This window comes from Halioglobus sp. Uisw_031 (assembly GCF_047729875.1).
Classification (GTDB): domain Bacteria; phylum Pseudomonadota; class Gammaproteobacteria; order Pseudomonadales; family Halieaceae; genus Marimicrobium.
On the sequence record NZ_CP159826.1, the window covers coordinates 3,432,617 to 3,456,613 of the forward strand.

Genomic DNA, 23,997 nt, shown 5'->3' on the forward strand with positions numbered 1-23,997 from the left:
CGACAAAAGCTAGCCCGCCACGTAGAGGCTACCGCCGGCCAATAAAATCGACAAAACATACACTATCGGGAAAAGGTAGCGGGAGCGCTGATCCAGCCTGTCGCCTTGTTCGAAGAGTCCGCGACTGTCTAGCACCCACACCCTCAGATTGACGGCAACGCTGGCGCACATCGTCACAAAACTAATGATCATGAATAATCCCAAAACCGTGGGGTACGATATTTTCGGCAGGCTTCCGCTGAACATGATCTGATAGGCAACCACTGTCAAAATGCCCATAAAAGTAATATCCATGCGGTCGCCCACCGAAGACCGATCCATCCAGAAAACCGACCAGGACAAGATGACGAAGATGATGACAGGGAGTCCGACCAACCGCAGGGTGTATCGAGGGTCACGTTCGACATCGATCTGAACTCTAAAAGCGCTCAAATGGCCATCGCGGCCATCTAAGTAACTCGGCCTATACTCGACCACTGAACTAGACAACTCGGGTGAATACCACTGCGGTATTTCAACTTTGTGCTCATCATCGTCCCATATGCCACTGCTCGCAGGATCTACCCTCAGGAGCACCTCCTCACTTTCAAACCCCAGCACCTCGAAGATTGCCGCCAACTGCTGCCGGTCAAACGGGTAGCGTGCCAAATTAAAATGCGACTTAGCCACGGCTTCGATTTCTTCGGTGTAATATACGTTGCCGTCCGGCGTTATTCGCAGCACAATTCCCTGCTGCTCAAACCCTCCCGCTTCATTGGCTAGAAAGACCTGAGGCCACCAGCCCGTGAATACTTCGTTGAACTGGAAATACCCTTGGTAATAGAGGTCATCGTAGCCTGTTACTGCGGGGTCAAATGCCAACCTTGGATCCTTCCAATGCATACTGAGCACCCCCTCAAAGTGGAAGGTTTCATCCGCTTCGCTAATGAAGTTAACGTTACTGAGATAAAATCCAATGTCGACAACGACGGGGCCGTCACCATCAGGGGGACCTAAGATGTTGTTCTTTGCCTGTGTGCTAACACAGAATAAGACAAGTATGCTCAGTAATGCATATCGGGCTATTAACAACATTATTATTGGGCTCCTAAGACTCAACCGGTACAGGCATGCGAAGATTACTCATAACTTTATCCCGTGGCTAGCGGATCTCTGCGCTCAAAGAGGTAATGTTAAACAAAAATGACACTGGGCTCTAGAGGATATAGAGTTACCCTACAATCTTCATTTTCGAGTCATTTTTTATGCTGCGACGAGAACGAACACTTTTAGTGAGTGTTTTTAGCGCCATTCTATTCCTGCTGTATGGGGATCAGTGGATGACCATGCTGGGAAATCCCCTATGGTTCGCCGGAATTTCAATCTGGCTATTCGGGGTGATCTTGTTTGCATCGATTGGTGCAGTTCGACATGCCGAAATTCTCGCCGGTAAGTTGGGTGAACCTTACGGTACGCTGATTTTAACCATCGCAGTGACAACCATCGAAGTCACAATGATTGCCAACGTCATGCTATCGGGAGAAAACAATCAAGAGTTCGCTCGCGACACAATGTTTGCGGTGGTAATGATCGTAGTCAATGGCCTAGTAGGCCTGTCACTGTTGCTAGGAGCTCTGCGCTTTCATGAGCAGCAATATAATTTGCAAGGCGCCAATGCGTATCTGGTGGTGATTATCCCGTTAGCAGGATTCGGGCTAATACTGCCCGACTTCACAACGTCGACTTCAGACCAAAGCCTTTCAAACTTTCAGGCAGCTTTTCTGGTTCTGATGTCACTAGGTCTTTATCTGGCTTTCCTGCTGATCCAGACCAGACGCCATCAGAGTTATTTTGTAATGGGATTAGAGAGTTCTCAACAAGTTGCAGGTGAGACCACTCTGCGTTCTCCAATGATTTATTCGATGAGCGGCCATATATTGTTGTTGATGGGATATCTTCTGTCGGTCATTCTGCTCGCAGAGAAAATCGCTCGGCCCGTGGACTATAGTATTGAAGTTTTAGGTGCGCCCATAGCGCTGGGCGGTTTCTTTGTTGCATCACTCATACTGGCACCTGAAGCGATGAGTGGCATTCGTGCAGCAATGCAGAATAATTTACAGCGGGCTGTCAATATACTGCTAGGCTCAGTGCTTGCAACAATCAGTCTCACAATTCCTGCAGTCCTCATCATTAGCCTCATAACCAATCAGCATATCATTTTAGGTCTGCCTGATTCGCAAACTGTTTTACTCGTTGTGACTCTGATGGTCAGCATGATGACGTTCAGCAGCGCGCGAACCAATATTCTACAAGGGGCGGTACATATCCTGTTATTTTTGGCGTATATCATGTTAATTTTTCAACCATAGTTCAACACACTATCTACTATTAGCGTTTTAGAAAATGTACACTTAAAACAACCATAAGAAATGGGTAAAGCCATGTTGAAGAAGACCTTATTAGGCGTGCTGGTTGTGATTATACTGTCAACCTGTGCGCTGTGGTTAGCCGGCGGGGATGAAGTTTATGCGCTTTATCGCGCCACCTCGGTTTCCACTGCGCCGGCAGATTACGCTCTGCAAGATGACAGTCGTGTTATCGTTCCGGCGCCGCAACCCCACGTTAATCAATCTTACAACGCTCTCAAGAATGTCTACTGGGGCGACCTACATGTCCATACTGTGGAAAGCTTTGATGCTGTATTGTTTGGGACAACCCTGACCATTGAAGATGCTTACCGGTTTGCGCAGGGCGAGAGCCTGCGCAGTGCTGGGGGCGAACTTATGCAGCTATCGCGGCCGCTGGACTTTGTGGCCATCACAGATCATGCAGAGAGTTTTGGTTTAAGGACGCGTTGCGATGATACTAATCTATCGCTAAAGGAAAACCTGAACTGCTGGCTAATGGAAACGCCCAATGTCGTGACATTCCTCTTGTTGAAGGCAGTTGCTAACGAACCGGCAGAAAGACCCGCTAGCAATAAGGCGGCGGGCGTCTACCGCAACAGTGTCCGCAGTCATCCAACCCAGGCTAATTTTCCGATATGCACTCTAGATGAAACAGACCTTGAGCGCTGTTACCGCGACAGCAATAGTGACTGGTCGCAATACAAGCGTTTAGCGGACAAATACAACCAGCCCGGCACGCTCACGGTATTTTCAGCCTACGAGTACTCGCCACCCCTTCCTGACTCAGGCAAGCACCATCGTAACGTCATCTTTAATGGCACTGGGCTCCCGGAGCACGCCACGTCCTACTTTGATGTTGGCAACGCCATAGCATTATGGAAGGTCCTAGAAGACGACTGTAGCGGCGAGTGCGATTTTCTCACCATTCCACACAACATGAATAAGGGGTGGGGCCTGTTCTACAGTGAGAATACTTGGGACGGCGAAACCTACGACGAGGAAGGTTGGCTACTGCGACAGCGACGCGAACCGCTCGCCGAGATCTATCAGGTCAAGGGCTCTTCAGAGTGTGCGCTGGGTGTTGGGGCCACGGACGAGGAGTGTGGCTTCGGTCAAATATTAGAACCCTGTCAACTTGGTCAGGAAAGCGGATGTGCCTTCACCACCAGTTTCGCCCGTCAGGGGTTAAAAATCGGCCTTCAAATGCAGACTGATATGGGCTTTAACCCCTTTGCCTTCGGCCTGATTGGCTCCACCGATACCCACAATTCCAGCCCCGGTGATGTGGAAGAGTGGGATTTTGTCGGCAAAGTCGCAGCGGCTTCCTCACCGGCTACTCGCCGCATCACTGAATGGCCCGGCCGCAAGCCCTACGAATCCATTCTGCAGTTCCACACCTCCGGTGGACTCACGGGAGTATGGGCAGAAGAAAATACGCGGGATGCGATTTTTAAAGGCATGCAACACCGCGAGGTCTATGCAACTTCAGGGCCACGCATAACGTTACGGTTTTTTGCCGGCTGGGGCTTCGACGAGGATATTACCGACCAGCCTGATGCCATCGCTCTAGCGGTCGACGGAGGGGTGCCCATGGGTGGCGTTTTGACACCAGGCACAGAGCAAACGGATAGCCCCACATTCTTCGTCTGGGCGGCAGCAGACTTGATGAGTGCGCCACTGCAACGTCTCCAGATGGTCAAGGGATGGATAGACGCTGAGGGTGTTACTCATGAAAGCGTGCGCGACATCAGCTGTTCCGATGGTCTAAAAATAGATGCCTCCAACCTACGCTGCCCCGACAACGGTGCCTCTGTAAGCATCGCTAATTGTGAAGGTCTGGGTAATACCGGTGCGGCTCAGATGGCTGTAGCCTGGAAGGACCCTGACTATCACTCTGACCAGAATGCTTTTTACTACGTGCGCGCCCTCCAAAACCCCACCTGCCGCTGGTCGACCTACGACGCCCTGCGATTGGGCCAAACGCCGCCTTCCCACGTTCCTGCGACCATCCGGGAGCGGGCGTGGTCCTCGCCAATATGGATTCAGTCAGCGAACTGACATGCTACTTACTGCACCCGTATTATCTTGGATTGGCCGTCGCGCTCACATTGCTTCCACTATAATTTTTGGGGGCTGTACACCATCGCAAACGTTTTGCTGCGCGGCGAAATTTAAGGGGATGGCATGACCAGGTTGACGCTCACTGCCCTCAGTACGCTCATTTTAACCGGATGTGACCGGATCGACTCGCTGCTGTGGCAGCCAAAGACCACGCCAACGCAATGGTGTGAGAGCATGCCGTGCGTCGAACTCTTTTCAAGTGGCGTCACACTCACTCAACCTACCTCGACACTCTTGATCTACTTCTTAGGACTAATGTGGTTGTGGGTGGGGTGGCGATTCTGGCAACGGGATAACGAACAGAAATCCAGGCGCTGGTGGTCTATCGCCATGACCCTGGGGGGCATTGCTGCGATATCGGCCGGCACCAGCTATCAGGCATTTGGCTTCGAACTTAAATGTACTGAACGAGAATTTTGTACATGGACCAGCTGGTGGGAGATCGCCTATCTAGCGATGCAAGTCGGAAGCGTGAATGCCATGCTGGCAGGTGTTGCTTACGCCTGCACAAAAGGTCTAATGCGACGCCTGTTGCTTACGTATGGCCTCGCCAACACAGTCATTTACTGCTGCGTGGCAGCTGTCGGCGCATTCTTGCCAAACAGATTTATGATTTCTTTTGAAATGTTGGTGTTGTTCTCCACGCCAGCATTCCTTGCCTGTTTCCTTATTAACGGCTGGCGCTATATCAATAACAAGTCTAATAAAGACAACATTTTGCTGCGAGCGTGGATCATTATGTTCGTCACTAATGCCCTTTATTTCGGCTACCTACTACTCGGTTATACGCAGATTCTCTGGTCTAAAGGCTTTTGGTTTTCAGAAAACGATGTTTTACACGTGCTAATGCTGGTCTGGGTTTGGTATGTCGGGACCGCAGTTGTTAGCGTCATGGCCGATGCAGAATCGCAATCTCCGTCGCTGGATGATCACGCATTTATAAATAAGCACTAATTACTTTTGGTAGCTATAGACGAGTTTTAGCACTCTATTACTCTGCCTTCACATAATGGTCTGGCGACGAATAAGACCCTAACCGCACATAACCCCTTCGTCAGCAGTAGTACTGAGTCAATAGGACAGAATTTAGCATAGACTTAGGCGCCAGTATTAGGGATGCTGTAGTTAGCATCAACATATTAAGAGTCCCCTCAGCATCTGCGTCAAGTTTCTATATTGGGGCACTGCGATGTCAACCGCGGCATTCGATTCCGATGAATAGGTCTCAATTATCAATGGCATTGCCATTGCCCAGCAAGGCACTGAATGTGAATCCAAAACGCTCAAACCCTAATCAGCCCGTTTATGTCAAATTGATAAACCGTATCGGCGAACAGCTCAGGACAGCGGGCTACAACAAGCCAGACCTGAACGCAGATCTACTCATCAAGCAAGCGAAAAAAAAGACGGGGCTGCAAGACTTTGGCGACACGTCATTCAGAGATGGACTGGACATACTCACAGCTGAATTAAATGATCAGGCACAGCTCTCACAAATCGGACAGATAGCCGCATATTTCAATTTACTGGACCATCTCTGCGTTCGGCTGCGACTGATTGATTTTCGCGGCCGTCAGCCCCAAGTGACGCGCCAGATTATAAAACGACCACTATTTATTACAGGACTGCCACGAACCGGCACTACCATACTGTATGAACTGATTGCGCAGGACCCCTCTTTTCGGTCACCTGCAAGCTGGGAAGTTACCAGACCATTTCCGCCTCCCAAAAAAATATCGTATACCAGCGATAGAAGAATTCAAGGTGTGGACCGAATGCTGGCCTTAGCTGAAAAGCTGTCCCCCGGATTCAGGGCGATCCACGCCATTGGCGCGAAGCTACCGCAGGAATGCGTTTACATCCTTGCGTCTCATTTTATCAGTGAACAGTTTGGGTATATGTATAATATTCCGAAATACAGGAGCTGGGCGCTGACCCAGGACATGACTGCATCTTACCAATGGCACGCTCATTTTCTCCAGCATCTGCAAGTCGATTTCGGCGCCGGGCATTGGGTGCTGAAAGCTCCGGCGCACCTCGCTTATCTGAAATATCTGGTCGCACAGTATCCGGACGCACGGATAGTCTGGACCCACCGTCGACCCCTTGAGGCGATCTCCTCATTCTCAAGCCTCGTATGTAAACTACAGAGCGGCTTCAGTAACGCCATTAATCCACGGGCTATCGGCGAACACGAAGCTCGACATTTTTCAGAAATCGCAAGCGCGGGAATGTCAGACCGCGGTGCTCTGGATCAGCGTCAGGTTTTTGATGTGCGTTTCAGCGCGCTCTGTTCAGATCCAATTTCTGTCATAGCGAGTCTATACGAACACTTTGAGATGCCGTTGAGCGGCGAGGCTGAAAACCGAATGCGTCAATATCTGAGACAGAACCCAAGGCACTTGTACGGCAGACACACCTACTCCCCTGAAAACTTTGGATTGGACGAAATACGTGAACGTGAACTGTATTCAGAATACGTTTCATGCTTTGACGACTATCTGTATTAGCTCATTGCAAACATAATTTCGCTATGGTGCTGCAGTGAAATGGCTAGGTAATCACGGCACCTTATTTTATACTTTTATATTAATCAAACTACCCAGTACACAGTTATCTACTGACGTTGAGTTGACGAGATGCGGCGAGAGAGACTACCGGCCCCGCAAACAGGCTGATGAGAGAAAACCCTATAAAAGAATCTTTCCTCCTTTGTCCCGCTTTGGTGAAAATTGCCCTACATTGCTTTTTCACACGAATGTTTTTCTGTAGTAATGTGACTAGAACGATTATAACCCGCTACGCTCAGGCTGCTAATAGCGCGCGATATGCAAACCGCGGTATAAGCCATAGCAACCTTTTCGCTGCCACTGAACCTAGGCTTTAACTATGTATCCCAGCGGACTTTTCGGTCTAGATGCTCTGAGAGTACTGATTTCGCCCATTGCGATTTTTGGTATTGTTTTTTTTATACTCTATCTTCGCAACGACCATATTAGAGCGGGCCGAGCAGTTCTTCTGCTGTTAGCAATAGGCGTTTTTGCCCTGTTGGGCGCAAAATTATTTTCACTGCACGTGCGAGGCTGGGAGGTATACGAGCCGCTTTCCAGTGAATTGCGTGGCGGATTACGCTATCCGGGCGCTCTACTGGGCATGATTCTGGTCGGCCCGCTACTAAAACGATGGATTTTACCCGACCTGCCGCTTCCTCGTTTCCTCGATGTACTGGCAATAACCGTTTGCTTCTGTTTCGCTCTGGTACGATTCAGCTGTCTTATGAACGGTTGCTGCACGGGGCCTGAGTGTGATGCGATTTACTGTCTCAGTTATGAACCCGGAAGTCAGGTTTGGTATGTGCAGCTCCAGCAAGGCTTGCTTGATCATTCTTCCCATCCTAGCAATCCCGTATTCCCACTGCACTTCCTGTTCATGGCAGCATCGCTTGGCGTTGGCGTTTTTCTCATGTGGTTCGATACGAAACGTAGTTTCAATGGCCAAATCGGCCTGCTGTTCCTCATTCTGCACGATGGCGCCAAGGCAATTCTTGAGTCTTTCAGAGTGCCGTATGTAGGCGAGCTGCAACTGACATCATTTTCAATTAGTGCGGCGGGCCTAGTCGCTCTGATTATTGTTTTATATTATCGGCGTGTTAATTCAGCCTGAGACACCCAATGACCAGAGAAAGTCTTAGTCAACGCCTTTTTATAGCGATCATGTAAGATTTTGACCCTTTTGACGTAGGTCTGGGTTTCCTCGTATGGCGGGATACCGTTGTGCCGTTTTACCGCACCAGGGCCCGCGTTATAAGCGGCTGTCGCCAGCATGGTATTCCCATGATTTTCTTCAAGAAGCCACGCCAGATATCGAACGCCGCCCTGAATATTGTCTTCCGGCACTAGGGCATCCGTGACGCCCATATCTTTTGCCGTATCGGGCATCAACTGCATTAAGCCGAGCGCACCCTTTTTTGACCTGGCCCCGGGCTTAAACGCAGACTCAGCATGAATAACAGCTCTAACCAATGCCGGATCTACCCGATATTTCTCGGCCGACATATTAATCGCAGCCTCAAAAGCGTTCAATTGGAGCGCCGTATTGTTCCAGTCCACTTTAGACTTCGGATTACAGGCGAAGCATGAAAATTGCACCATCTCGTACTTAATGCCCATGGGAGCGCGGTCGGAATAGGATTGCACACCAGATGGGTTCCTGTATTTGTAGATTTTAATGGCGGGTTTTTCAGAAGAGGCATCGGGCACTTGCGGGGCATTGGTCAGGACAGAGGTAGTCTGATCCGCCACTGCATGTGCAGTGAAGAGCAATAATGCACATGCAAAAATGCCAAGCAAACCTCTCACGTCATTATTTTCCTGTTACACCTCTAGGCACATTGTAGCCCAGCTTCGAGCGGGAGACACCGCATCGAGTGTCAAAATTGACAGGACTGGGCTCACAGACACCAGCACAGATGGGAAAAAACACAATATTAAACCGACTAATTGCTCAAATTTCTTGAGAAAGCGATGGGCCGGCCCTTAATTCGGGCTACACTACATCCTTCTATTTCTTCAGAAAATGGAAGATTCACTTGCACCACCATCACTAAACATAATCTGTAGTTTACAAGACTGACCACACAGGAATGATCAATGCGACAAGTAGACATCAACAAAGAGCCTGTTGAGCTGTTCAAAATCCTAAAGTTTGAAGGCATCGTGAGCAGTGGGGGCCAAGCAAAATTAGTGATTAGCGATGGTCAGGTGACGGTAAACGGCGAGGTGGAGACCCGCAAGAGGAGAAAGGTAGTCGCCGGCGATATTATTGTCTTTGCGGAAGAAGAACTACAAATACGTCTCGCACAATAAAAACATTCACGAGTTTTCGCCCTTTACCTCACTTGGAACCGCACCGCAGGGTAACGCGTTCACAGTACAGACCGATTCTTCCTCGCCCTTAGGATTTCAACTTGTGACCAGACCTCGATCAACACGCAAACGCTCACCGGCCTCCCCCACACAACAGCGCCAAGTTAGCCTATGGGGCAAAGACACAGTAGTCATCGAGCGGATGAGTCAGGAAGGCCGAGGTATAGCCAATCGCCAGGGAAAGATCGTCTTTGTTAGCGGCGCGCTAACAGGAGAGCAGGTGCGAGTACAGTGTACAGCAGTGAAGCGAGACTTCGACACGGCCGATATGATTATGTTGCTGCCGGACTCTGCACCCTCTGCGCTACGCGTTCTCCCCCAGTGCCGAGTTTACGCTGAGTGCGGCGGGTGTACCTTACAACACTGGTCACCGGTAGCACAGCAGCGACACAAACAAGAAGCGTTGCTAGCGATGCTGCTGCCAATTGCACCGGGCCTGATACTTGCGCCGCCGATAATCAGTTGCTCAAGTGGTTTCCGCCATCGAGTACGCCTTCTCGTGACACGCAATACTGACAAAACGTACTCTCTTGGTTTTCGGCAGCGCGGGTCGCATGATGCGGTCAGTCTCCAGCACTGTGTAGTCGCTAATGCCGCGGTCAATACACTGTTGCAAGTCCTACCAAAAATTTTATTCGCTGCGCCCGAGCTGCAAGGCCTGCGCGAAATAGAGATCGACGCCGACAGCGACAACCAACTGGGTCTGTGCTTTTACTTCGCTGCACATCCTGGAGAGAAAATCCTGTCTGCGCTGCGTACAGCCGTACTCTTCGATTCCGTCATTGCTATGCGAGTTCGCCTAACTGCCAGAAGAAAATCACGCAGTGATGCACTCTACGATGATGGAGGGGAGCAGCTTAGACAGCTGCAGGAACTTTACGAAGAAGGTGAATTAACGCTTCGACTGCAACCGATAATTGAAGACGACAGTATTGAAATTGAAGAGTTACAGTTAGCCTACCTGCCCGGCGATTTCACTCAAACCCACTGGAGCGTCAATGCGGCACTGGTCTCCCTCGCGCTAAACTGGTTAAAGCCCGGCTCAGATGAGATCGCTCTCGATCTCTTTTCAGGCATAGGAAATTTTAGTTTGCCTTTTGCTCGCCGCACTAAAACCGTCCATGCGATCGAAGGTGATAGTGATATGGTCTTGCGCGTCGAAGGCAACGCGCAGCGAAACGGTATAGAAAATATTAGCGCGAAAATGCTCAACCTTATGACAGACACAGTGACCCTACCCAAAGCGGATATCGCCATTGTGGATCCGCCTCGCGCCGGCGCAAAGTCGGTCTGTGCGACACTGGCGCGCTCAAAAATAAAGCGCCTCGTGTATATATCGTGTCATCCCGCAACGCTGATGCGCGATGCGCGAGTGCTCTGCGGTGCCGGATTTCAGCTGACCAAAGCCGCAGCGGTGGACATGTTTCCTCACAGCGGACACAGCGAGGCTATAGTCCTATTTGAACGATAGACGCTGCGCGTTGCGCTTTTTAGCGCAACAGCAGAGCGTCCAGCGTCTCTATATCCGCCAGCACGTCGGCGCCAACCAAAATAGCCTGCAATCCAAGATCCCGTGCAGCATCCACATTGGCCTGATAGTCATCTAGAAAAACAACTTGTCCTGGTGAAATATCACCCAACTGCTCCAGGGCAAGTTGGAAAATACGAGGGTCGGGTTTGCGTATGCCCACGCTGCTAGAATCCACAACAAAATCAAACAATTCATCAACCGGAATGAGGCTACGCCAGCCATCGCCAAACTCCTTTACATTGTTAGTGATGATGCCAGTGGTATAGCCCTCCTGCCTAAGAGAGCTCACCCGCTCTACCAGCGGCTTCCTCTGATCTGCGCCGGCGTTATTACCCGCCATTCGTGCAAATAGCTCGTAAATATCAATCTGTAGATCGAGCTTCTGACCCAACCCCAGAATCTGATTACGGGCGTTTTCAAGGGTAATCTCACCACGCTCAAGCTGATGCCAAGGATGGTCACCATCGTGTTCATAGGAACCAAACACTATGCGGGTGATCTCTACTGGCTCAACACCCAATTCCTCACCAAAATCATGAACGGCATGAAAAGGTGAATCCGTAAAGACGCCACCAAAGTCAAAGAGCACGGCTCTAATTTTTTCCAACATTCTTCCTCTCCTCATTAACGCAACCCCCTGTCGGTAAATGCCCTTCATAAGACTGTTTCTAAGCTGGACCTGCTAGTGTTGCTAGCACCTGCCAATAGCGCTGCGCAGCCAGTCCTCAGCAGCAGCCCTTTAATAACGCATGAACAGCGTGCCTAGGGGTCTTGGTCAGTTTCTGCATGAGCTTGAAAGGTATTACCGAAAGGCCATATTGCTCTTTAATGCTGTTCAACATGACTAACCACAACTTGGCTGTCATTTCTGAATCATAGAGAGCTCGATGGAGCACTCCGTCCATTGGAATATTCAGATAAGCGACTAATGACCCTAACTGATGGTTCGGAGAGTGCTGGCACAACCGCCGCGCAGCGAGCATAGAGCAAGAAAATTGCCCCGAGTAATCTATAGAGACCCGCGAGAACTCGGCATCGAGAAAACGTTTATCGAAAGATGCATTGTGCGCGACTAGATTAAAACCTTGTATGAATTCAGAAAAGTCTCGCATGACTTCACCACAGGGACGCGCCTTAGCAAGCATTTCATTGCTGATGCCCGTATGCGATTCTATAAAGCCACTAATGCGTTGGCCGGGATACATCAACTCCTGAAAGCGTCCTATTACCTGACCACGTTCGATTTTTACCGCGCCGATCTCTATACCACGATCACCCTCGCCCGGGGATAGCCCTGTGGTCTCAAAATCGAGGATAACAACGGTATCAGCCGCCGCACCGTGATGAGAAATCTGCTCACCCGTTTTAGTATTGGTCGCGACCTCATTCGCTGTTACACAACTTGAGCCTGTCATCGGTATAGGTCCATTTTGGGGTCGCAATCATCTATGACTTCGAGCTCCATCGAAAAAGGCCCGCCGCTGTCTATTTGATTGTACGCACAAATCATATGAAAAGTTGCCTATAGCTTGTCTGCATGCGCATAAATGACGCACGCGGGCTGCGAAACGGTGTGCGTTGAATAATTCAGTGGTGCTAATAACGTCGCAATATTTTCTTCCGTGAAATTTCGTTATTCTACAAATAAATATTACTGTCGGAGTATCAGTGTGTCTCCTTTCTGTGAGAATTCAATGTGTTTCAGAAAAGACATCCCAAGGAGTACCTCTTCCATTTGCAGACCCGGAGCAATTGCGGCGCGTACATTCTGCAATTCGATTTCACCTACACTGACACGGTCTAAGTTCGCAGCATAGCTGGTGGATCTACCGTTGGCGGTCTGTGTTGAAAAGGCTCTGCCGCGCGGTATTCCCAGATAAGATGCTATGTCTTGTGGAATTGCCACACCGGTGGCGCCTGTGTCGAGCATAAAGGTAACGGACTTACCGTTAATTTCTCCACTTGTTACATAATGTCCAAATTTGTTGCGCTGCAGTACCACTTCCCGCACACCTCCCTCCGAATGTCGCGTCTGCAGATTCTGATTTGGATTGTACTGTTTATCGAGGGCATCACTAAAAAACACGATGCCCAGACCAATGAAAGCCAGCCACGCCAGCGCCTGCATGACCGCTCCCATGCGCTTGTGACCCTGAACCTCGTCGTCTGCCCTCACTCCTAAATCCTCGACCAGTCTTCGGGACACTGTCCCCGACCGGACCCCATTTTAATGCCAAAATCGTACACGACAGCGGCAGCGAAGATCACCCCTTTTGCTGCCAAAAGAGGGAGTGTACGCTAAATATTATTAAACGCTGCAAATGTTCTTGCCCTCAATTATACTCCTCAACTAACCGGGTGAGCAGTTCAAAATAGCGATACGCTTGGTGTCTATGGCGCGTCAGCATAAGAGGCCGCTTTGGAGTCTTATAGTATGATGCACTCCAAAGAGTCTCCTGGCGTCCTATCACTGCTCCTCTTGAATCATTAACAGACAGATAAGTGAGATGAAAAGACGCCATCAGTTCCTAGCGTTTGCGCTGCTACTCCAAATCCCGCTATTTGCCTATCCAATTTTGCGGCTCTGTCAGTGGTTGCGCATGGACAGTGTGCAAACTGCAGCTGTGTTCCTGCCACTGTTCTTTAGTCAAATCGTGGCGAGGCTCTACCTACAGCACGCAAGCCACGGTCCGATGTTTTGGCTGCGGCGTGGTGCAGATTTGTGGCTGGGCATCAGTCCTTTATTATTGTGCATGCTGGTGGCCACAGAACTTCCGGTCGCACTGGGCTGGATAGCCGAATATACCGCCGCTCAGGCGCTGGTTTGTTTGGCTTTTGCGCTAACGGCATACAGCGTTTTTAACGCCTACTCACCTTCTGTGGTGGAGATAAAGCTATCCAGCACAAAGGTTACCTCTACTTTACGATTCGCGCAGATCACTGATGTGCATATTGGTTCTCGCACTAGCGCTTTCTTAAGTCGTGTCATGCAAAAGGTTAATCGACTAGATATCGATTTTCTATGTATCACTGGCGATTTTATCGATGCTACTGGGGTTAGTGAGCAAGCATTGTCAGCCTTGCGCAGCTGTCGCGTGCCTATGTATTTTAGCATAGGCAATCACGAGCGCTACGAGGACCTTGACGCTATTTTGCAGCGTCTTAACAGACTAGGCGTCAGGGTTCTGCGCTCGCGTACCACCACGCATGGCGAGGTCCAATTGATTGGCATAGATGACGCAGATAACCCGTCACAGGTCCAGCGGGAATTGGCAACACTGGATATCGACCCTAAACGGTTTGTACTCCTTCTGTATCACCGCCCACGCGGACTCAGGGCCGCAGCTGAAGCCGGGGTAGACCTGATGATTTCTGGTCACACCCATAACGGACAGATAGTGCCGTTTAACTTTGTAGTAGGCCGAGTATTTAAGAAAACCGTTGGCCTGTTCCAGGAGGGTATGACGCGGCTGTATGTCTCTCCAGGAACGGGCACTTGGGGCCCGGTGATGCGCCTGGGCAGTCGGGGCGAGGTGACTTTATTCGAGATACGACCGCTCACACAGTCGATTAACGTTGCACCATGAGTAGCGGCACCCTGTCCACCCAGCTCATTCGAGAAAGAGCCATATGTCAAAAACGTTAAACGATAAAAAGTTGGCCGAGATCGTCAACCTCACGCTATCGCATTACGAGGATAATGCATTGTCGTTTCGGGAGGGGACAAAAGATCACGATGTAAGCCAAAACTACGATAATTTTTTGGCCCCGTTTGAAGCAACACGGAAACTGGATATTTTAGACTTTGGCTGCGGCCCTGGCAGAGACCTCGCCTATTTTAAATCCTTGGGCCACCGAGCCGTGGGGCTTGACGGGAGCTTCGCTTTTTGCTCGATGGCGCAGGAAAAGACCGGCTGCCCCGTTCTGCATCAATCATTCCTAGCGCTTGATCTCCAAGAGACAAGGTTTGATGGCATCTTCGCAAATGCGTCTTTATTTCATATTCCGAGGCAGGAATTTCCGCGTGTTTTACGACAACTACACAGTGCTCTGCGACCAGGCGGAATTCTATTTTCCTCCAATCCCCGCGGTAGTGGTGAAGACTTCTCTGGTGAACGTTACGGCCACTTTATGGAATTCGGCGTCTCCAGCACCTATCTAGAGGATGCAGGCTTTAAGGTTATCGACCATTATTATCGTCCACCTGGTATGCCATGTGCCGCACAACCATGGCTTGCCATAGTGAGTCAAAAGTCTAGCTGATAACACTGTGTCCTCTGTGATCGCTGGTTTACGACTGCTCTCTTTCGGACCTGTGGCCCCTTGAAGCTCGGGGCTTTAGCATTTTGTACCAGTCACGAAAAGGCCCCGTCGTATTTTGCCAAAAGGTTTGATGCTCAGATTGAGAGTCCGGACCTAGACCCCAGGGCGTGTATTCATCCACCTCCGGAATATACAAAGTGCCGAACATCCTGTCCCAGATACTGGTGAATACGGCCAGATTCTTATCGTGATGTTGCTGCAGGTAACTGTGATGGACATGGTGCATTACAGGACTTTGCAGCCATTTTGACAGCCATACTGGATAATGGAACTGCACATGGTAATGGCGAAATGATCCATTGAAGCCAAATAGCACGGCGAAAAAACCAAGATTAAGCAGGGTGGCTTCAGTAATTCCACCATTGAACAGGAAGCCAAATATTCCGGCTGCGAACCCGTAACTAACTGCGCCGCCAACAACCCAGATTGGGCCATCGATAAAATGCTCGCGATACCGTGTCAACGGCGTCAATACCTCAGCAGAATGGTGGATCTTATGCAGTGCCCACAGGGCGGGCACCTTATGCATGGCATAGTGCGTAAGGAAGAAAACGAAGTCGTAGCACAGTAGCGTCACCAAGCTATACAGCAACATCCATGCGAGGTTGGAATGTAGCTCCGGGGAGTTACCAAAAAGCCATTTCAGCGCGCTGATTACTGACTGTTCCGTCGCGGGGCCAACGGTGGCCAGTAGCGCTATCGCCCAAAATGGGTAAAAAATTCGTTCTGTTACCCACAACCAGACATCTACTCGAGCAGACGCATGAGTATAAATATCTTTGGGCAAGAGGAACTGAAGTAGGCCCGCTTTTCGGACTCGGCCATCAACGCCCTTTGATCCGTGGCCACCGCGAAGGAACCAAAGCAGGCCCGCGATAGCGAGCGTCAATAATACGATCTCCCACTCAAGGTCCTGTGGAATATTGGTGGCCGCTGTATTCCAGACAAACTTCGCAACGGTCTGGCTCATTTGTGTAAACGGGCCAACAATATTGTCGGCGCCATTTGCGGTGTCAGTGTGTGTACTTACTAAAGACATAGGCGCGGAAGACTTCTCAAATTCCTCAGAAACGACGGTGATTTTATCATCTTTGCAGAACAATACTCTATCAGCGCGATGTTTCCAAACGGGCATAAAAAAGCAGATCGATCAATGGCGCTATATAGGGGCTAGGCAAGTAAGCCGGCCATAGGCGATACTAGAGTACAACCTGAACGGGTAGGTTTAGAGGGAGAGACATATGGATAAGGTACATTGGGAGTATCTGAGCCTGCACCGCGAAAACCGTGTGTTGGAAGTCACGTTTCGCTCCCCTAACAAGGTAAACAGCCTCAATAATGCTATGATGCGCGAGCTGACGCGTCTGGCACAGGAACTGCAGTTCGACAGCGAGCTTAATGTCATCATCCTAACCGGAGCTCAGGACATTTTTAGCGCTGGGATGGATCTTAATGATCCGGAAGCCGCCAATGCCGGCAATCTAACAGTGGCCCAAAGACGCCAGCTGGTCAAAGTTGGGCCCGCGATGTGCGCCGCATGGGAGGCTCTTGAACCAGTAACTATCGTCGCTATCGAAGGTTGGTGTATTGGTGGCGGCACTGCTCTGGCGGTTGCTTGCGACTGGCGCGTCGCGGCTGACAACGCCTCTTTCTACGTGCCGGAGCTCAAGCTGGGCATGAACATGAGTTGGCAGAGCGTGCCTCGCTTCACTCACCTGATCGGGCCGGCAAAGACCAAACAGTTACTGATCCTCGCCGAGCCACTGGATGCTGCCACTGCAGAGCGGTGGGGATTGTTAGACTACGTTTGCGCGCCTGGTCAGGCATTGAGCCGCGCTCGCGAACTTGCGGCCCAGGTCGCCGCTATGCCGCCGGTGCCCGTACGCATGGCCAAGAGAGCGATAAATGCCAGTGCGACGGCCCTGGACAGTGCTGTCAGTTTTATGGACGCCGACCAATTTTTGCTCACCCAAGACACAGAAGATGCTTTGGAGGGCGCAACAGCCTTTCTTAAAAAACGGCCGCCTCAGTTCACAGGCAACTAACCTGTCAGTCAGTAATCGGAGAACGAGATGTCCTACAATACACTGCGGTATGAGACCGCAGATTGCATTCTCACCCTTACACTTAACCGCCCTGAGCATCTTAATGCATTCACAGTTGAGATGGGGCATGAACTCATCGAGGCTTTTAATCGCGCTAGTAGTGATGACGATGTGCGCGCGATAGTTGTGACTGGACAAGGTAAGGCTTTCTGCGCAGGCATGGATCTGTCGGTGGACGGCAATGTATTCGGCCTTAACGAGGCGCTAACGCCCACCATGGAAGACATGGACAAGCGCCTGGATGACCCTGAGATAGTTGCAGGTGTGCGCGACCTCGGAGGCCGGGTCACGCTGGCAATCTATGATTGCAACAAGCCGGTGATCGCGGCGATCAACGGCGCGGCGGTTGGCATCGGCGCCACCATGACCTGCGCCATGGATATACGTCTGGCGGCGGAGCACGCTCGTATCGGTTTCGTCTTTAACAAAATAGGTATTACGCCAGAGGCCTGCTCTAGTTGGTTTCTGCCGCGCATTGTGGGCATCTCACAGGCACTAGAATGGGTTTACAGCGCAGATGTCTTGAAAGCCGAGCAGGCGCTGGCCGGAAAGTTTTTAAAAGCAGTCGTGCCAGCAGATCAGCTACTGGAAGAAGCTTACAGCATCGCGCGACGTATCGCCCAGCATAGTCCGGTGGCGATCGCGCTGACGCGCCAAATGATGTACCGAAATGCAGCGCAACCGCACCCCGTTGAGGCTCACAAGGTAGATTCACTTGCGATTTTCTACACCAGTTTAAACAGCGGCAAGGAGGGGGTACAATCGTTCCTGGAAAAACGCCCGGCTAACTTTACCCAACGTACATCTACTGACATGCCACCTTTTTATCCCTGGTGGGAATGAATCGAAACGCAGGGAAGTATCATCAGGCCCTGCACCCGCGCCGAACTCTCGAGTCTCATCAATGGAGCACCTCCACGATAATTCATTGCTGCTAATTTGAGCGTGGTAGGCTGTAGCCCCCTTTGGAGTCACCCATGCGACCACGGTTAGCATTTGCTTTTATCTTTTTCACGGTACTGCTGGATGCAATTGGGCTTGGCATCATTATGCCGGTTGTCCCGCATCTCATTATGGATATCTCCGGGGGCTCGCTGACCAACGCCGCGCGCACCGGCGGCTTTTTGATGTTCGCGTTTGCTAGTATGCAGTTTATTGCCTCCCCGTTACTGGGCAATCTGTCGGACCGCTTTGGACGTCGCCCTGTATTGTTATACTCGTTGCTGGCAATGGCCCTTAACTATCTGCTCATGGGTTGGGCCCCGACACTATTCTGGCTTTTTGTGGGTCGCATTATTGGCGGCGTGTCTGCCTCTACCTATGGAACTGCCAATGCCTATGTGGCAGACACCTTCCCAGCCCACAAACGCGCCCAATACTTTGCGCTATTGGGCGCGGCCTTTGGTGCTGGGTTTATTCTTGGTCCTGCTATCGGTGGATTTTTAGGGGAATACGGGGCCCGCACACCTTTTTACGCCGCCGCAGGCTTAACGTTTATTAATATTATCTACGGCTACTTCGTATTACCGGAGTCACTGAAAAACGCTGACCGTCGGCCGTTTCAATTGTCGCGGGCCCACCCGCTGGCAGCCATTAATCAACTGCGACAATACCCAGTGGTGATTTCGCTCGTGCTGGTCTATTTCTTTTACCAACTGGGCCACTTTGCGCTCCCCAGTGTGTGGGCATTTTTTACCATTGAAAAATTTGGATGGTCACCCCGCGACATTGGTTTCTCATTAAGTGCTATCGGCGTGGCAATGATCTTCGTGCAGGCCTACCTTATCCGCTTAGTATTACCCAGATGGGGCCCCACCAAAACCGCCGTCGTGGGATTAATAGCAACGGCCTTGAGCTTCATCGGCTACGCCTTCGTCCCTTATGGATGGATGATGTACCCAATAATAGCGATAAGCGCGCTGCAAGGATTTGTGGCTCCATCCGTACAAAGCATCATGTCAGCACGAATCCCCGCCAACGCACAGGGCGAGCTACAAGGCGCGATTGGCAGCATGAGCGGCCTAGTGGCCATCCTCAGCCCACCGGTTATGACCCAACTCTTCGCCTACTTCAGCTCTAGTCAAGCTCCTACCTATTTTCCCGGTGCGCCTTTTTTTGTGGCTGCTATTCTTACACTGTTGGCGTTGGTCGTGCTATTGCGCTCGGTCGCGCTCGGTCGAGGGTCACACGAAAGCTAGAGCATAATAACCGCCAATGACGTGAGCACATAGCGCTGCAGTAGTTGGCGCAAAGTCCCATGCAGATGTCATCCAATCCCATGTGCTGGACTAGCTGATCGAGTACCATATTGCGTCATACGCGCTTAGACAGGATCTACGATATGACAGACACGGTATTGCGCATTGGCGGCGCCAGTGGTTTCTGGGGTGATGCTGCTCGAGCCACGCCTCAATTATTAAGTGTTGTGGGCCTTGATTATATCGTTTACGACTATCTTGCTGAGATCACCATGTCCATCATGGCCCGGGCTAGAGCCAAAGATGAACTCAAAGGCTACGCACCAGACTTTGTCAGCGCGGCCATGAAACCAAACCTCTCAGTAATCGCCGAGCGCGGCATCAAGGTCATCTCCAATGCGGGCGGCGTCAATCCCGAGGCTTGCGCTGGAGCGCTGCGCCAGATCATCGCCGAACAGGGGCTGAGCCTCACTGTGGCCTGCGTGGTGGGTGATGACCTGGTTGGCCGTAAGGAATCGCTGCAAACCTCTGGCATCACCGAGATGTTTTCTGGCACAGCCTTTCCGCCGAGTGAAAAAGTATTGAGTATCAATGCCTATCTGGGCGCCTTTCCGATAGCCCACGCTCTTGCATCAGGCGCCGATATTGTCGTGACCGGCCGCTGCGTTGATAGCGCCGTCACATTGGGCGCCTGCATTCACGCCTTTGGCTGGGGGCGCGATGATCTCGACCAACTGGCCATGGGTTCTCTGGCGGGTCATATCTTGGAATGCGGGCCGCAAGCCACCGGCGGCAATTTTACCGACTGGGAGCAGGTGCAAGGTCTGTCGGATATGGGCTATCCCGTCGCAGAAATCTCCTCTGACGGCAGTTTTGTCTGCACCAAGCCTGAACATACAGGCGGCCTGGTCTCCGTAGGTACAGTGAGCGAACAAATGTTGTACGAGATCGGCGACCCGCAAGCCTACATGCTACCCGACGTGGTCTGCGACTTCTCAACGGCACGGATCGAGCAGATTGGTGAAGACCGTGTGCAGGTGTCCGGCGCAAAAGGTCGAACGGCCCCCGACACCTACAAGGTCAGTGCAACCTACGCCGATGAATTTCGCGGCGGTACCTATATGACTTTTTATGGCATCGATGCCAGTAGGAAGGCGCGCGCACTCGGTGAAGCGATATTCAAGGCGGCACGCAGAGTCTTCAGGAACGCAGGCCTAGCTGACTTCAGTGAGACCAGCATAGAGTTATTAGGCACAGAGACCCACTACGGCGCATTCAGTAAAGTGAAAAACAGTCGTGAAATTGTGATGAAAATTGCGGTGAAACACCCGGACATCGGAGGTATCGGTATTTTTCTTAAAGAAGCGGTAGGACTTGGACTGGCAACACCGCCGGGCCTTTCAGGCTTTGCCGGTAGTCGCCCTAGCCCCTCCCCTGTGGTGCGACTGTTTTCCTACACAGTGCCAAAGGCGCAGGTGCAGGTAAAGATACTGCTGGGCGATGAGGTCATCTCCTGCGATGAAGTCTACGGTGAAGTGCTGAACATCAAAGCCATTTCTCGTCCAAAAACGCCAACTGCTGATAGAAGTCTGCAGATGGTCAAGGTTCCGCTGATTGCGCTGGCCTGGGGTCGCAGTGGTGACAAAGGCGACAAAGCTAATATCGGCATCATAGCGCGCAAGCAAGAATACCTTCCTTACATCTGCGCTGCATTGACGGAGGCCATAGTGCGCAAACGCTTTGCACACTTTCTCAGCGACTCAAAAAAAGGGAACGTCGAGCGGTATTTGCTTCCGGCGTCCAACGCAATCAACTTCCTGCTACACGATGTGCTTGGAGGCGGGGGCGTGGCCAGTATCCGTAACGACGCACAAGGCAAGGGTTACGCACAGCTACTTCTGTCCTGCCCGATATCCGTGCCAACCGCCATTGCAGAGACACTGTCATGACGATTTTTAATTCAAAAATAAACGTCAATTCTGAAGGCTATGCGAAAAACCGCAGCGACATGCTCGCGCACATCAGCAGGCTGCAGGAGCTCAATGCGCGCGGCGCAATGATTTCCGAAAAACGTAGACCACGCTTTGAAGCGCGCGGACAATTGACACCCCGTGAGCGATTGGCGCGCCTACTAGACCCGGGCATGCCATTCCTGACGGTCGGCAATCTCGCCGGCTATCTGTTGGATAGTGATGATCCAGATAAATCGATCGCCGGCTCCACTATTATTTCGGGCATCGGTTTTATCAGCGGTATACGCTGTATGGTCGTAGTCGATGACAGTGGCATTCAAGCCGGCTCCCTGACTGCCGCCGGCGGTTACCGCGTGCGCCGCTGCGAAGAAATCGCCCTGCAGCAAAAGCTACCCTTCGTGCATCTCGTTGAAAGCGCAGGGGGAGACCTCCTAAACTACACTGTAGAGGGGTTTTCCCTTGGTGGAATGCTGTTTGGCAATCTGGCCAAGCTAAGCAAGGCAGGCATTCCTGTTATATCCATTCTGCACGGCTCCTCCACTGCCGGAGGGGCTTACATGCCCGGTCTCAGCGACTACGTTATTGCGGTAAAAAATAATGGCCGCGCTTTCCTGGCCGGCCCCCCTCTGCTAAAAGCTGCAACGGGTGAAATTGCGACGGAGGAAGAGTTGGGTGGCGCCGAAATGCACGCCTCTGTTTCCGGCCTTGCGGAATACCTGGCAGAGAATGACGGTCAGGCTGTACAGATGTGCCGGGAGCTGATGCACCGGCTACAATGGAATAAAGACTGCGCCTCACCCAAGCGACGCAGTTATCGAGAACCGCTATACGACAGCGATGAGCTAGCGGGCGTCATCCCCTGCGATTATCGCAACCCCTATGACATGCGTGAACTGGTGGCCCGGATAGTTGACGGCTCAGACTTTATGGACTTTAAATCTCGCTACGGTCCCGCGACCGTTTGCATTCAGGCAGACATCTACGGACTGCCCTGCGGCATTCTCGGCAACAACGGCCCTATCGACCCCGAGGGCGCCACCAAGGCGACGCAGTTCCTGCAACTGTGCGACCAGTCGAATATTCCCGTACTATTCCTGCAGAACACCACTGGCTATATTGTAGGCACCAAGTCAGAACGCGCAGGCATGATTAAGCACGGTTCGAAAATGATTCAGGCGGTGCGCAATCTAGAGGTCCCGCGCATTACGATGATGACCGGTGCCAGCTTCGGTGCTGGAAACTACGGTATGTGCGGCCGCCATTTTGACCCCGACTTCCTGTACACCTTTCCTAATGCACGCACCGGCGTTATGGGCGGCGAACAAGCGGCAAAAACAATGTCCGAAGTGGCGCGCAGTAAGGCCGCTGCGCTAGGGGTGGATGTTGATGAAACCGCATTATCAAAGCAAGAGGCTTATCTCGCCAATATGTTCGACAGCCAGTCTAGCGCCTACTATACCTCGGGCCACCTGTTGGACGACGGCATGATAGATCCGCGTGATGCACGCAAGACGCTCGGCTTTCTGTTGGAAACTGTATGGGAAACTCGTCACCGCATCGTACGACCAAACAGCTTTGGCATCGCGCGAATGTAATCACGATATTTGGAGGTACCAAACATGACAGATCTACCCGAAACCAAAGACCTTATTCTGGAACCCCAGGGTAGCGTACTGACCATCTGGTTCAATCGGCCTGAGGCTAAAAACTCCCTGTCCAGCGAAATGGTCAGCGAGCTACACGCCGTTCTGGATGTCGCGGCGCAAGACGCCTCGCTGCGCACGCTGATTATTCGCGGTAAAGACGGAATTTTCTGCGCCGGCGCAGATATCAAAGGGTTCAAATCTGGCCTGCAGGACGTCGAGCCCAACGCTGATGACGTGGCGCGCGGCAACCGTTTTTTCGGCGACCTAATGATAAAACTCAACGAACAGCCACAGACAGTCATCATGCTGGTAGAAGGTGCTGCCATTGGCGGCGGATTGGGCCTGTGCTGTATCGGCGATGTCACTATCGTGACACGGGATGCCAAATTCCGACTTTCGGAAACCAGTCTCGGTATTCCCCCGGCACAGATTGCACCGTTTGTGACAGAACGTGTCGGCCTCACCCAAGCCCGACGTTTGATGTTAACCGGTGCGCGGTTCACAGGAGTGGAGGCGGTCCACTATGGTATTGGCCATATGTTGGCGGATGACTCAGCGGATATGGAAAAAAAATGCGCAGAGGTGCTGGAGCAGATAGCACTCTGTGCACCCAGAGCAAACGCGGTCACCAAGAGTATTATATTCGAGGCCACTCGACGTCCACGGGCGGAGGCGCTCGATTTTGCATCGCGCGGATTTGCATCCTGCATGCTCAGTGAAGAGGGCCGCGAGGGTGTCACAGCTTTTGTCGAGAAGCGCAAACCTAAATGGGCCAACGAGTAAGCCAC

21 protein-coding genes are annotated in these 23,997 nt (G+C 51.5%); 15 read left to right on the forward strand and 6 right to left on the reverse strand.

Translation table 11 applies throughout. The features are described from left to right. Positions 1-9 precede the first annotated feature (9 nt). On the reverse strand, positions 10-1,074 hold the full coding sequence (locus ABXT62_RS15500; protein ID WP_415356203.1) for a hypothetical protein: 1,065 nt from the start codon (positions 1,072-1,074) through the stop codon (positions 10-12). Positions 1,075-1,244: 170 nt separating this feature from the next. Here ABXT62_RS15500 and ABXT62_RS15505 point away from each other — a divergent pair, with 170 nt between their 5' ends. The 5 genes from ABXT62_RS15505 to ABXT62_RS15525 all read left to right on the forward strand — a co-directional run bounded on the left by ABXT62_RS15505 (position 1,245) and on the right by ABXT62_RS15525 (position 8,171). Continuing rightward, positions 1,245-2,348 (forward strand): calcium:proton antiporter, encoded by a 1,104-nt coding sequence (locus tag ABXT62_RS15505; RefSeq protein ID WP_415356204.1) that lies wholly within the window; start codon positions 1,245-1,247, stop codon positions 2,346-2,348. Between the two features lie 72 nt (positions 2,349-2,420). Then, entirely contained in the window at positions 2,421-4,445 is a 2,025-nt protein-coding gene (locus ABXT62_RS15510; protein ID WP_415356206.1) for a DUF3604 domain-containing protein, read from the forward strand. A gap of 126 nt (positions 4,446-4,571) precedes the next feature. Then, positions 4,572-5,462 carry a DUF6962 family protein gene (locus tag ABXT62_RS15515; RefSeq protein WP_415356208.1) on the forward strand — a complete coding sequence of 297 codons (891 nt, stop codon included), beginning with the start codon at positions 4,572-4,574 and terminating at the stop codon, positions 5,460-5,462. A 260-nt stretch (positions 5,463-5,722) separates the two neighbouring features. Next, positions 5,723-7,018 (forward strand): sulfotransferase family protein, encoded by a 1,296-nt coding sequence (locus ABXT62_RS15520; RefSeq protein WP_415356210.1) that lies wholly within the window; start codon positions 5,723-5,725, stop codon positions 7,016-7,018. Positions 7,019-7,397: 379 nt separating this feature from the next. After that, the gene (locus tag ABXT62_RS15525; RefSeq protein ID WP_415356211.1) at positions 7,398-8,171 is read left to right on the forward strand and encodes a prolipoprotein diacylglyceryl transferase family protein; all 774 of its coding nucleotides are present in this window, start codon (positions 7,398-7,400) and stop codon (positions 8,169-8,171) included. Here the strand turns inward: ABXT62_RS15525 and ABXT62_RS15530 are convergent. Then, positions 8,147-8,857 carry a lytic transglycosylase domain-containing protein gene (locus ABXT62_RS15530; protein WP_415356213.1) on the reverse strand — a complete coding sequence of 237 codons (711 nt, stop codon included), beginning with the start codon at positions 8,855-8,857 and terminating at the stop codon, positions 8,147-8,149. The genes ABXT62_RS15525 and ABXT62_RS15530 overlap by 25 nt on opposite strands. Positions 8,858-9,157: 300 nt before the next feature. Here ABXT62_RS15530 and ABXT62_RS15535 point away from each other — a divergent pair, with 300 nt between their 5' ends. Both ABXT62_RS15535 and ABXT62_RS15540 read left to right on the forward strand, forming a co-directional pair. After that, a complete protein-coding gene (locus ABXT62_RS15535) occupies positions 9,158-9,373 on the forward strand; it encodes an RNA-binding S4 domain-containing protein (RefSeq protein WP_415356214.1) in 216 nt (71 codons plus the stop codon). A 103-nt stretch (positions 9,374-9,476) separates the two neighbouring features. Further along, positions 9,477-10,904: a TRAM domain-containing protein gene (locus tag ABXT62_RS15540; RefSeq protein WP_415356216.1), complete on the forward strand. Its 1,428-nt coding sequence runs from the start codon at positions 9,477-9,479 to the stop codon at positions 10,902-10,904. A gap of 19 nt (positions 10,905-10,923) precedes the next feature. Here the strand turns inward: ABXT62_RS15540 and ABXT62_RS15545 are convergent, their stop codons facing one another. The 3 genes from ABXT62_RS15545 to ABXT62_RS15555 all read right to left on the reverse strand — a co-directional run bounded on the left by ABXT62_RS15545 (position 10,924) and on the right by ABXT62_RS15555 (position 13,170). Beyond that, on the reverse strand, positions 10,924-11,574 hold the full coding sequence (locus ABXT62_RS15545) for an HAD family hydrolase (RefSeq protein ID WP_415356217.1): 651 nt from the start codon (positions 11,572-11,574) through the stop codon (positions 10,924-10,926). A gap of 115 nt (positions 11,575-11,689) precedes the next feature. Beyond that, positions 11,690-12,379, reverse strand: a complete 690-nt coding sequence (locus ABXT62_RS15550; RefSeq protein ID WP_415356219.1) for a PolC-type DNA polymerase III — start codon at positions 12,377-12,379, stop codon at positions 11,690-11,692. 236 nt (positions 12,380-12,615) lie between these two features. After that, the gene (locus tag ABXT62_RS15555; protein WP_415356220.1) at positions 12,616-13,170 is read right to left on the reverse strand and encodes a TIGR02281 family clan AA aspartic protease; all 555 of its coding nucleotides are present in this window, start codon (positions 13,168-13,170) and stop codon (positions 12,616-12,618) included. Positions 13,171-13,471: 301 nt separating this feature from the next. On the opposite strand from ABXT62_RS15555, the gene ABXT62_RS15560 reads away from it, so the two are divergent. After that, positions 13,472-14,551, forward strand: a complete 1,080-nt coding sequence (locus tag ABXT62_RS15560; protein WP_415356221.1) for a metallophosphoesterase — start codon at positions 13,472-13,474, stop codon at positions 14,549-14,551. Between the two features lie 43 nt (positions 14,552-14,594). Next, positions 14,595-15,227 carry a class I SAM-dependent methyltransferase gene (locus ABXT62_RS15565; RefSeq protein ID WP_415356222.1) on the forward strand — a complete coding sequence of 211 codons (633 nt, stop codon included), beginning with the start codon at positions 14,595-14,597 and terminating at the stop codon, positions 15,225-15,227. A 28-nt stretch (positions 15,228-15,255) separates the two neighbouring features. Here ABXT62_RS15565 and ABXT62_RS15570 read toward each other — a convergent pair whose 3' ends face one another. Then, the gene (locus ABXT62_RS15570; RefSeq protein ID WP_415356223.1) at positions 15,256-16,326 is read right to left on the reverse strand and encodes a sterol desaturase family protein; all 1,071 of its coding nucleotides are present in this window, start codon (positions 16,324-16,326) and stop codon (positions 15,256-15,258) included. 202 nt (positions 16,327-16,528) lie between these two features. Between ABXT62_RS15570 and ABXT62_RS15575 the strand changes: the two genes are divergently transcribed. The 6 genes from ABXT62_RS15575 to ABXT62_RS15600 all read left to right on the forward strand — a co-directional run bounded on the left by ABXT62_RS15575 (position 16,529) and on the right by ABXT62_RS15600 (position 23,992). Beyond that, positions 16,529-17,332 carry an enoyl-CoA hydratase/isomerase family protein gene (locus tag ABXT62_RS15575; protein ID WP_415356224.1) on the forward strand — a complete coding sequence of 268 codons (804 nt, stop codon included), beginning with the start codon at positions 16,529-16,531 and terminating at the stop codon, positions 17,330-17,332. A gap of 27 nt (positions 17,333-17,359) precedes the next feature. Further along, positions 17,360-18,235, forward strand: a complete 876-nt coding sequence (locus tag ABXT62_RS15580) for a crotonase/enoyl-CoA hydratase family protein (protein WP_415356225.1) — start codon at positions 17,360-17,362, stop codon at positions 18,233-18,235. 134 nt (positions 18,236-18,369) lie between these two features. Further along, complete coding sequence (locus ABXT62_RS15585; protein WP_415356226.1) at positions 18,370-19,590, forward strand: TCR/Tet family MFS transporter; 1,221 nt, start codon at positions 18,370-18,372, stop codon at positions 19,588-19,590. A 143-nt stretch (positions 19,591-19,733) separates the two neighbouring features. Then, complete coding sequence (locus ABXT62_RS15590) at positions 19,734-21,539, forward strand: acyclic terpene utilization AtuA family protein (protein ID WP_415356227.1); 1,806 nt, start codon at positions 19,734-19,736, stop codon at positions 21,537-21,539. After that, a complete protein-coding gene (locus ABXT62_RS15595) occupies positions 21,536-23,158 on the forward strand; it encodes an acyl-CoA carboxylase subunit beta (RefSeq protein ID WP_415356228.1) in 1,623 nt (540 codons plus the stop codon). The genes ABXT62_RS15590 and ABXT62_RS15595 overlap by 4 nt, the downstream gene beginning before the upstream one ends. Before the next feature lie 24 nt (positions 23,159-23,182). Beyond that, positions 23,183-23,992, forward strand: coding sequence for an enoyl-CoA hydratase/isomerase family protein (locus tag ABXT62_RS15600; RefSeq protein ID WP_415356229.1), 810 nt, complete (start codon positions 23,183-23,185; stop codon positions 23,990-23,992). The last annotated feature ends 5 nt before the right edge of the window (positions 23,993-23,997 follow it).